Below are 10,635 nucleotides of genomic sequence, written 5' to 3' on the forward strand. Positions count from 1 at the left end.
TAGAAAGTCTTTCTTGTTTAATTAGGATTAATAGTATCAGTATTTTGGATAAACCACTGTTCAATCACGCTGTTTGCAGGCTCATGATTACTTTGCTGCTGTAGCGACTGCTTTGTCACTAGTAAGTCGTGTAATTGCTCGGCATAAGCGCGTGGTTGTAGCAATCGCATTACGGTGCGGCAGATATTGTCACCGCTCGCCTGCTCTTGAATAAGCTCAGGTACGATTGGTGCATTAGCCAATATATTAGGCAATGCCACATATGGCACTTTTACCAGACGCTTGGCTATTTGGTAAGTGAGCTGATTTAATTGATAGACCACTACCATCGGCCGTTCAATCAGCATTGCCTCCAGCGTTGCTGTCCCAGATGCCAGCATCACGATATCTGATGCCGCCATGGCATGTTGGCTAAATTCTGGCTGGGTATCATCGTAGACCACCACAATTGCTTCACGTAGCTGCTCTGAGCGTTGGTCGATCACTTCTTGCACGATATATTGATGGTTTTGATCAACCGTTGGAATAATAAAGCACAGCTTAGGATCTAATAGGATTAACTTTTGGATACCATCAAGCATCAATGGCAGAATAGCCGTAATTTCACCGCGCCTAGAGCCTGGCATCACACAAATAAGCTGACTCACATCATCAAAGCGTTCAATAAAAAACTGCTGCAACCCATCGTTGTCCCAAACGAGCTCACTGCGACGTTGATTGATTGGTGTATCGATCAGGTTCTGATCAATGGTTCGTAGTAATGGATGGCCCACACAGATCGCTGGATGGTTATGTCGCTCATAAACTGGCAACTCAAACGGGAATAGACATAGCACCAAATTGGTCGCCGCTTTAATATTATGGATACGCGACTCGCGCCATGCCCAAATAGAAGGACTGACATACTGCACACAGAACACGCCTTGGGGCTTTAGTTTTTTGGATACTCGCAAATTAAAATCAGGCGCATCAATACCGACGAACCAATCAATATTGGCAGCCTTAAATGCGCTCAGTAGCTCTCGGCGCGCTTTAAGCAAATCTGGTAGCTGCGACATGACCTCAACCAAACCCATCACTGCCAAGCGCTCTAACGGGAAAATACTCTGTAGCCCTTGCGCTTGCATTTTTGTACCGCCTACGCCTACCCAGACAATATCATCACGTAGATTATTCATTTGCCGCATAAAATCTGCGCCTAAGCTGTCACCAGATACTTCACCTGCGACGATGCCTATCACTAGCGGCGTAGCATTTATATTTGCTACTTGAGAATCCGTCTCGGCTTGATGAATGAGGTCAGTATGGTGATGAGACGTAGCAAAATCTGTCATGACAAGCTCTCGATATTAGAAATACACAAAATAAAATAAACCGTTATTATAAAATATAACGTAATAAATCAGCGATACGACCTCACGGATAATATGCGCACTCATCCGTACTGTTTTAATGACACAGTTTGGGCCACCCATCGCTAATGTTGCTATCATACTTGACGATGATACAAATAGCGAAATTCACGCATAAAATCTGAGCGTTATGCACCAAAAACTCAATTAACTCTTATTAATAGATAGAAAAACCAAATGCTAAACGTGCATTTAGAACGTCAAATATCACGCTAAGTCTCTATAAGTATAACTAAGTTTTAGTTTCCTCATTCCAGTTATCAGTCAATTAACCGCTCGACTACCCTTGTCAACCAACACTTTTGTCCGCATAATGATTATTCCTATAAATCAGCTAGACGATATATAACCATGACAACATCAGTTACCCATAATGCAGATATTGACGACGTGAATATTGAAAAATTTATTCCTTTGATTACTCCCGCCGAGCTAAAAGCCGAGCTGCCTCTGTCAGACGACGCGTATAACACCGTACTAAAAGGTCGTAATACTATTCAAGATATCTTGGATGGTAAAGACAAGCGTTTGTTTGTGGTCATTGGCCCTTGCTCTATTCACGATATCAAAGCCGCTCACGAATATGCCGATCGTTTAGCCGTATTGGCAAAAGAAATCGAAGACAGTGTATTTGTGGTCATGCGTGTTTATTTTGAAAAACCTCGTACGACGGTTGGTTGGAAAGGCATGATCAATGACCCTGACATGAATGACAGCTTTGATATAGAAAAAGGCTTGCGCACGGCTCGTAAATTGCTACTTGATTTGAATGAAAAGGGTCTACCTTGCGCGACCGAAGCACTTGATCCAAATACACCGCAGTACATTCAGGATCTAATCAGCTGGTCAGCCATTGGTGCACGTACCACTGAGAGCCAAACGCATCGCGAAATGAGCTCTGGTTTATCATGCCCAGTTGGCTTTAAGAACGGTACTGATGGCGGCATGACAGTTGCTGTCAATGCCATGCAAGCGGTTAAAGAAGGTCATAGCTTCTTAGGTCTGTCGTCAGATGGTAAAGTCTCTATCATCAAATCTAAAGGTAACCCTTACGCGCATGTGGTACTTCGCGGTGGTAACGGTAAGCCTAACTATGATGAAACTGCGGTAGCTCAAGTCGAAAATGAGCTAGCAAAAGGCAAAACCAATAGCAAGATTATGATTGATTCAAGCCACGCCAACTCAGGTAAAGACCCTTACCTACAACCGATGGTTATCAAAAACGTTGCTGAACAAATTCAAAATGGTAATAAATCAATTATCGGTATGATGATTGAGAGTCACTTAAAGGGTGGCAATCAAAAATTGACTGCTGATTTAAGTCAGCTTGAGTACGGCAAATCTATCACCGATGGTTGCCTAGATTGGGATAGCACCGTCACAGCATTACGTGACTTACGTGATATGGTAAAAGATGTGCTACCAAATCGCTAATAGCTATCCGCGATAATTTATCGTCGAGCAAACCATAAAAAGCCCCTTTCGCACTGATGCGAAAGGGGCTTTTTATTTTACTAAATTCCCTGTTGCTAGCATATTACTTGCTTTATTTAAAAGATTCACATATTTTTGTGTGTTTTTTCCAATCCCATAAAATATAGTCCATAGATCGTCAATATCTGAAAACACTGGAACTGTAACTGGATCAGGTAATAACAACCTTAAACGTATAAGCTCATTAATGTATGTAGCTATATCTTCCTCATTCCAACTAGTGTCCTTATAACTTTCACTTGTAGCTTCTAATCGTCTGTAAGGTATGTCTGTAATATCTGAAATATTATTGTTATGCGTTGTTAGATAAAAATCTACTAGATCATCATCTAAATTTTTTGTAGCTCGGATAAAGTTTACTTTATTTAACTCGTTAAAATCATCTTTATTGCAATATAGTAATGCTAGTGCCATCATAACCCTATTGCTTGTAGTTTGAAGAATAGCATCTGCATAATTTACTAAGAACCTCTCCCCTTCTTTGCTATTTATAAAGTTATTCAGCTCCTCGTTATCTTCGACGCTCATGGTCTCATAATTAGTATCAACATGACTTAAAAACTCTGAAAATCTTCTTATTTGAATTTGCTCACGAGCTTTTATAAAAGTTTCAAAAACTTTTGGGGTTGACTTCAATACACTATATGCTACTTGGCTAATCGGTTCCATTTCTAAGTCTCGCGTAAAGCTATATATATTGACTAACGTTTTTATTGAATAATCTAAAGACTAATCCAGTTAACTGAATTAGCCTTTTATAATCTTCAAAAAAACATGACCTGACTGAATAGAAATCAGCTATTTGCAGCACCTAGCACGCTCTCTAAGCTTTCGAGCACATGCTTAGATGAGACATTCTTTTGTAAATCTATCAGCTGCTCATGCGCCATTTGACGACGCTGCTCAGCCAACGTATTCCAGCGGGCTAGTACTTGCAGTAAGCGTGAGGCTAATACAGGATTGGCATCATCTAATTTCTGAATCACGCCTGTATACATCTCTAGACCTTCTGCCGTCCAGAGTACCGTCGGTTGCGAGCTAAAAGCGCTGATAACCGAACGGACACGATTAGGCGTATTCCAATCAAAGTCTGTGTGCGTCAGCAGCGACTTGACCATATCAGGCGTTACGTCGTCAGCCGCAGCTTGGACACTGAACCACAAATCGATAACCAGATCGTTTGCTTGGAAACGCTCATAGAATTCTGCTAAGTACTTATCTGCACCTGTCAATTGATGATTGACCATGGTCTTCAATGCACCAAAGCGCTCAGTCATACAGCTCGCATTATCATACTGCTGCTGTGCCCAGTCTGCTGCATCATCCACATTGGCAGTCAATGCCATATCAAGTACGACATTACGCAGCGCGCGAACGCCTCGAGCTTCAGCACTATCCTCATAAGACTGCATTGGCAGGTTGTTGTAAAGCTCAGCCCATTGGCCTTTTAACTTATCAGCTACTTGCTTGTATAGCCCATCGCGCTGCTCTTTAACCAGCACTGGATCGTAGTTTTTAGAAATAGCAGAAGCCAACTCTTGCGCTGATGGAATATCAAGCAACCGTGCCGCTAGCATCGCATCATCAGCCGCTAAGACAGGCAGCGTCTGTGCCAATGCTTCCAAATACACATCAGGGCTACTCTTCGCACCTTGTCCTTGCAGCAAAATACGATTTACCAGCATTTGAGTGACCTGCCAGCGGTTAAATCCATTGGTTTCATGCTTAAGCAAAAACGCTAAGTCTGCATCTTGATAGTCATAGTTGAGCTGTACTGGCGCGCTAAAATCACGTAGTAATGATACGACAGGCTCGCTCGCAACGTTTTCAAAGACAAACGTTTGCGTCGCTTCGTCAAGCAATAACATACGCTCAGCAACAATAGCGCCTGAGTCTTTATCAAACAATGCGGTTGCTACAGGTATCGGCAATGGTTTTGGTGCATCAAAGCCTTTGACATGGCGTGTCTGCTGATTCAAAGTAATAGTCAATGTCTGTGCGGTACTATCGTAAGTTTGAGAACCCGATACCACTGGCGTACCAGGCTGACGATACCAATCAATAAAATTCTCGATTTTGTCATCAGTGATACTAAGTGCTGATAAAAAGTCCTCGACCGTTACCGCTTGTCCATCATAGCGACGGAAATACTCATCTGTTCCTTTGCGGAAATCATCTGGCCCTAACGTATTGGCAATCATGCGTACAATTTCAGCGCCTTTCTCATAGACAGTCGTCGTATAAAAGTTATTAATCTCAACAAAGCTCTCTGGACGTACTGGATGCGCTAATGGGCCTGCATCTTCGCTAAATTGATGGGCACGCAGGGTCGCCACGTCATCAATACGCTGCACCGCACCTGACTGTTGATCTGCTGAAAATGACTGATCACGGTAAACGGTAAAGCCTTCTTTTAAACACAGCTGAAACCAATCACGGCAAGTAATACGGTTACCTGTCCAGTTATGAAAATACTCATGAGCAATAATGGCTTTTACGCTAAAACTACGGGCATCGGTAGTTGTTTCAGGGCTAGATAACACACAAGCGGTGTTAAAAATATTCAAACCCTTATTTTCCATTGCACCCATATTGAATTGGCTGACCGCCACAATCATGTAGCGATCTAAATCGTAGGCTCGTCCATAATTGACCTCATCCCACTTCATCGCATCTTTTAGGGCTTGCATACCGACATCGCATTTATCGATATCAGCAGACTTGGCGTACAACTCAAGCAATACTTCTCGACCTTCGCTGGTCGTATAAGAGTCTGTCAATACATCTAAATCAGCAACCACACAGGCAAATAGATAGCTTGGCTTATTGGTTGGATCGTGCCAGATGGCATAATGACGGTCTGGCGCGTCGGCTACTTCGCCTGCTTCGACTAAGTTACCATTGGCCAATAACGTCGGATAACGCTTATCTGCTTCAAGTCGCGTAGTAAATATCGCTAGCACATCAGGGCGATCCGGATAGAAAGTAATCTTACGGAAACCTTCTGGCTCGCACTGAGTCACAAACATCGTATCGTCACCACTACCGGCCATATATAGGCCTTCAAGCGCCGTATTGGTCTGCGGGCAGATACGCACTTGAATATCTAAAGTAGCTCGCTCAGGGGCATTATAAATCGTCAGCTTACCCGCTTCCTGCTGATAATCCTCAGTAGTCAACGCCTTACTGTTCATCGTAATCGTTAGCAGCTCTAATGCCTCACCAAATAAGACAATATCCCCTGCCGTTTGACGTACCATCTCAAGCGTACTGTCTACCTGCGCGTAGTCTTCGAACAGCTTAATATCTAAATGTACTGTCTCGACATCAAAACTTGGTTTGGTATAGTCTTTTAGATTAATCTTGCTTGGCGCATGAGGCGGCACATCTGGCATTTCAGGATTGATGATTTGTGCATCAGTTTCAGCAGTAGACATATGGTGTCCTATTATTATCGGTGATTTGGTTATAAATTATTTTTAATGGGGATGAGTAATATATGATTAATATCATTTTACTATTCGCAAAAGGCAATAGTGTAAATAAAGACTTTATCTTTAGGCTAAGCGCTTAATAAACTAAGCACATAGACAAAGCTTCGCAGTAACTAAGCTAATTTTTATTACTAATTTGACTTTCTCGTTAAGCTTATAACTAGATTGACCTAAATCGCTAAATTTCAAGTATGTAAAGTAAGATATCGTCGGTTCAAGATGATTTAAATATGAAACATACGTTATCAATTGGATAATGTCGTTGAAAATGATTTAATAGTCGTACTGATGACCAATCATTTAACTAACGGCTTATTATATGACAAAAAATACGGTGAAACGCGCAGACATTACCCTACCTTTGCTTATAGAGTATGTTGATGCACTACTACCCTCATTAACGACTCAAACAGAACTGTCACCTGAGCATAACAAAGATAATAGTGAAGCATTGTGGGTAGCACATAACCATGCCGACTTATTAGCACTACAAGCACAACTTGACGATACTACATCTATTAATGAGAACACTGAAGCGAAGCGGAACGCACAAAAATTATCAACGTTATCAGATCTTGCTAAACAGCATGTACCTGATCGTTATGAGCTTGCTTGCTTTTGGCTGCCTACCTTGTCAGAAGAGCTGACTCAACACTATGTGCCGCTACTGATGCGCTACCGTGACCTGTATGCCGCGCATTTGCTTATTGCATTGGACAGCTCGATAGATTTGAAACCTTATGGCTTTACGCCATTTGATATATTGAGTGAGCCATCTCTAAATATTGATGATATTCAATCTATTACCTCATCAACCGTTACTGCGACGCTTTGGCAATTTAATCTATATGACTACAAACAACTGCCAAATTGGCTCAATGCTGATTACTGGGCCAACCCTGAAAACTGGGGCAAGCACCGCTGGTAATACGCTCGATTTTATCTATCGTAATTTACAGTAAAAATACTTACATAAATTAACATTTAGTATATTATAGATAGAGATTGCCTAAGTTTTATCGGAAGCAGTTTAAAAAAACAAATTTAATTAAAATTTTAGGAGCTCGTCATGTCAATCAGTTTTTCTAAGATCGCTGTTCTTGCTGTGCTATCAAGCGCCGTTGCACTAACCACTGGTTGTGCGACCAAGCGTTCTACCTCAGAAGTTGTTGTTGCTCCGCTAGGTATTCCAGGTGGACAAGTTGGCTACAATGGTGCGGTTATCGTTGATAACTCAAACGCTGTCATTACTGGCGCTGAGAATATTCAAGCGGTTGTCTACTTTGCTTTTGATAGCAGCGAAATCACTGCTCAATCAGCGAGTGTCCTTAACCAACACGTGAGCCTATTAAACTCAAACCCAGCAGCTGGTGTCGTTATCGCAGGTCATACTGATGAGCGCGGTAGCCGTGAATACAATATGGCACTCGGTGAGCGCCGCGCCCAAGCAGCACGTAATTATCTTGCTGCTCAGGGTGTCGCCGCCAACAACATCCGTGTCATTAGCTATGGTGAAGAACGTCCTGCAGCGGCTGGCAACACCGAAGATGCTTATGCACAAAACCGCCGTGCTGAGCTGTCTTACTAAGCGTCATTAAAAATCATTTGCTTTAAAAAAGCCCAGTAATGTTATATTACTGGGCTTTTTATATTCTATTGAGCTAAGTAAGATATAAATATTTCAAACTCAAATGTAAGATACCTAATTTCAAGCATATTATTTATATTTCTAAAAAAACTTCGTTTTCAATTAAAAATATTAATGGCCACTCATGATAATACCAGTACTAAATATCACTAACGTCCAACTTACTCAACTCGACCATGAAACTTGGTGCGTGACTGCTCAAGTAAGTGATTTATCCAGTCCTGTAGAAATGAGCAACTTGTGGAACGACTCATACTGGTTATCAGCGTATCTATCATCACATATGGTTTTTACTGAGTTTCGTCATTTCAAATGGCATTATCATGCAGTACAAAAACCAATATCAAAACGTAGTATTGCTCATAGGCAACGTCAACAGCAGCGCCAAGGTGTAAGACAGTTACTACAAGCGCTACTCAATAAGCTAGAAATCAGCGATACCTTAGATGAGTCGAGCTTTCCCTATCGCCTTAGCAAAAGCAAGTATTACGTCTGTTTTAGCCATACAGCCGCTCATAACAAAAATGAATTCAATAAAAAATCTCATCAAAATATCCCTGCTATTTCATACAGCAAAATAGCAGCGGTCATCAGCCGTCGTCGCCCTGCTGGCATCGATATCGAGCACAATGATGTTGCTTGGCATATCGTCAAGCGTTTTTACTCAGATAATGAAGTTACTATCTTACAGACGTTACCAAAAAATCAGCGTGATTATATTGCAAAGTTACTATGGCAAATCAAAGAAAGCTTTATCAAGATCCATCAGTACACTTTGGCACAAGGTTTAGGTATAGATTACTCTGATGTCATTCCTGCCTTGACTGATGATATGAATAAAGACTTTATTACTATCAGTCATACTAACGATCAATCCAATCACCAAATTGCAGTATTGCAAGCAGATCAAACAGTCGTCGTTTTTTGATCATATTTGGCAATGCTCTCGTATTTATTATCTTCGCTTTCTTTTAGACATAAAAAAACGACCCTAAAAAGGGTCGTTTTTTTTGTTCTCTTCTAATAACAGTATTTACACTGTGATTAGATTAGAAACGGTAAGTTGCACCAAGTTTAACGATTGGAAACCACTCTAACCAATCTTTATCTTCTAAATCTTTCTCAGCTTGGTCAGCTACAAGTTCTGCATCTGGATTAGTATTACCAGCTACGCGATTGATTGTTGCAGTGGTTTTACCCATATATGCTGCACCAACTTCACCAAATACACCGAAGTTGTTAGTGATGTTAGGGCGGAAACCAACTGTTAGGTAAGGTGCTAACTTGTTACGATGTTCAATAGTCCCTTCTAAAGCACCTACGTCACTCAATAGATACTCTTCACCATTAACACTATAGTACGCGTCGTCACCACTTCCCTCAGCATTAGCTCTTACATCAATATCGTTGTCAGGAACGATGATACCAGCACCCATAGTGAACCAGTTACCAGTAGGACGCAATTGCACACCTAGATACGGGTTGCTAAAGTCACTATCAACATCATAATTGATGTCATTTGCGTCAAAATCACCACCGAATAAGTCAGCAACATCGCCACCTGCCCAACCAGCTTGTAGTTCAGTTTTCTCGTTAAGTGACCAACCGATGTTAGCACCATAACCTAGAGTACCAACTTCAGCGCTAACTGATGCTGGGTTGATAGCTGTTTGGAACAAAGTTTTAGTGCTACCAAGTACCGCACCAGTAGTGTTGCGTACTACACCAGCGTCAGCATTGTATGCATAAGCAGCAGGTTCTGCTTGATAAGCTACAGCAACTGGCTCAGCTTCATATGCAACTGCAGCATTGTTATCAACAACGATAACTGGCTCAGCAGCTAATGCAGCAGTTGATGCTAGAACAGCAGCAGAAATTGCCGTCAATTTAATAAATTTCATAATTATTCTCCTAAAGTGTGAAATAAACCCGCCCATAAAAAACGATGATTGTGCTTTTGTTAAACCATCATTTTGTTGAGGTGATTAAAACAATTCTGACTTGAAAAGTCACCCCTACTGATGCTGTTTTTATTTGCCATTATGTAAAGATTGCATAGGTACTGTAATAATTGCTACACCAATCTGTAAAAATTCGCTTTTATGTTACATAACGTCCTTAAAGTAACCAAACAGCGTAAACATGAGACTTCGCTTGCTTAATGTTTATGTAAGGGTATTGCAAAACATGTCCACATAGTTATCTAGAACGCACTTTGAATCAATGACAATTATATGGCTCAACCTTACAGAATAGTGTGCCTTGTGAGTTGACGTATCTATTATTACGTATATAGGCAAATCTACGCCAACAAATAAAACGATATAAATGATCTCATATAACGCGACTAACGCTTGCCTCAAGCGAATATTATGCTAAATTAGTTGTTATAATAGATTTGTTATAGAACGTTAGTAATGTCACTATTTGTCTTATTTATGAAAATTTTGTGATGCTGTCTGAACCGCCCCGACTTTATCGGAGAGTGATTTACTTGAGTCAGGCAGCGATGCCTGACAGGGTTAAATTATCATAATACCGCTTTTCAAACTCAAAGGGTGACACATATCCAATCGTGCTATGCAAT

The 10,635-nt window shown here is 41.1% G+C and carries 8 protein-coding genes; 4 read left to right on the forward strand and 4 right to left on the reverse strand.

Translation table 11 applies throughout. The features are described 5' to 3' along the window. Window positions 1-17 precede the first annotated feature (17 nt). Entirely contained in the window at window positions 18-1,334 is a 1,317-nt protein-coding gene (lpxB, locus tag JMX07_RS08020) for a lipid-A-disaccharide synthase (RefSeq protein WP_227684710.1), read from the reverse strand. A 429-nt stretch (window positions 1,335-1,763) separates the two neighbouring features. On the opposite strand from lpxB, the gene JMX07_RS08025 reads away from it, so the two are divergent. After that, a complete protein-coding gene (locus JMX07_RS08025; RefSeq protein ID WP_102078467.1) occupies window positions 1,764-2,846 on the forward strand; it encodes a 3-deoxy-7-phosphoheptulonate synthase in 1,083 nt (360 codons plus the stop codon). A 72-nt stretch (window positions 2,847-2,918) separates the two neighbouring features. Here the strand turns inward: JMX07_RS08025 and JMX07_RS08030 are convergent, their stop codons facing one another. After that, window positions 2,919-3,575: a hypothetical protein gene (locus JMX07_RS08030; RefSeq protein ID WP_160022652.1), complete on the reverse strand. Its 657-nt coding sequence runs from the start codon at window positions 3,573-3,575 to the stop codon at window positions 2,919-2,921. Window positions 3,576-3,700: 125 nt separating this feature from the next. Beyond that, window positions 3,701-6,301 (reverse strand): aminopeptidase N, encoded by a 2,601-nt coding sequence (gene pepN / locus JMX07_RS08035; RefSeq protein WP_227684714.1) that lies wholly within the window; start codon window positions 6,299-6,301, stop codon window positions 3,701-3,703. A 418-nt stretch (window positions 6,302-6,719) separates the two neighbouring features. On the opposite strand from pepN, the gene JMX07_RS08040 reads away from it, so the two are divergent. The 3 genes from JMX07_RS08040 to JMX07_RS08050 all read left to right on the forward strand — a co-directional run bounded on the left by JMX07_RS08040 (window position 6,720) and on the right by JMX07_RS08050 (window position 8,976). Then, the gene (locus JMX07_RS08040; RefSeq protein WP_201607322.1) at window positions 6,720-7,328 is read left to right on the forward strand and encodes a DUF6231 family protein; all 609 of its coding nucleotides are present in this window, start codon (window positions 6,720-6,722) and stop codon (window positions 7,326-7,328) included. A 141-nt stretch (window positions 7,329-7,469) separates the two neighbouring features. Continuing rightward, window positions 7,470-7,988 (forward strand): peptidoglycan-associated lipoprotein Pal, encoded by a 519-nt coding sequence (gene pal, locus JMX07_RS08045; protein WP_201607323.1) that lies wholly within the window; start codon window positions 7,470-7,472, stop codon window positions 7,986-7,988. A 184-nt stretch (window positions 7,989-8,172) separates the two neighbouring features. Further along, window positions 8,173-8,976: a 4'-phosphopantetheinyl transferase superfamily protein gene (locus tag JMX07_RS08050; RefSeq protein ID WP_201607324.1), complete on the forward strand. Its 804-nt coding sequence runs from the start codon at window positions 8,173-8,175 to the stop codon at window positions 8,974-8,976. A 121-nt stretch (window positions 8,977-9,097) separates the two neighbouring features. On the opposite strand, the gene JMX07_RS08055 is transcribed toward JMX07_RS08050, so the two are convergent. After that, complete coding sequence (locus tag JMX07_RS08055) at window positions 9,098-9,949, reverse strand: hypothetical protein (RefSeq protein WP_201607325.1); 852 nt, start codon at window positions 9,947-9,949, stop codon at window positions 9,098-9,100. Window positions 9,950-10,635: the final 686 nt, after the last annotated feature.

This window comes from Psychrobacter immobilis (assembly GCF_904846235.1).
Lineage (GTDB): Bacteria > Pseudomonadota > Gammaproteobacteria > Pseudomonadales > Moraxellaceae > Psychrobacter > Psychrobacter immobilis_C.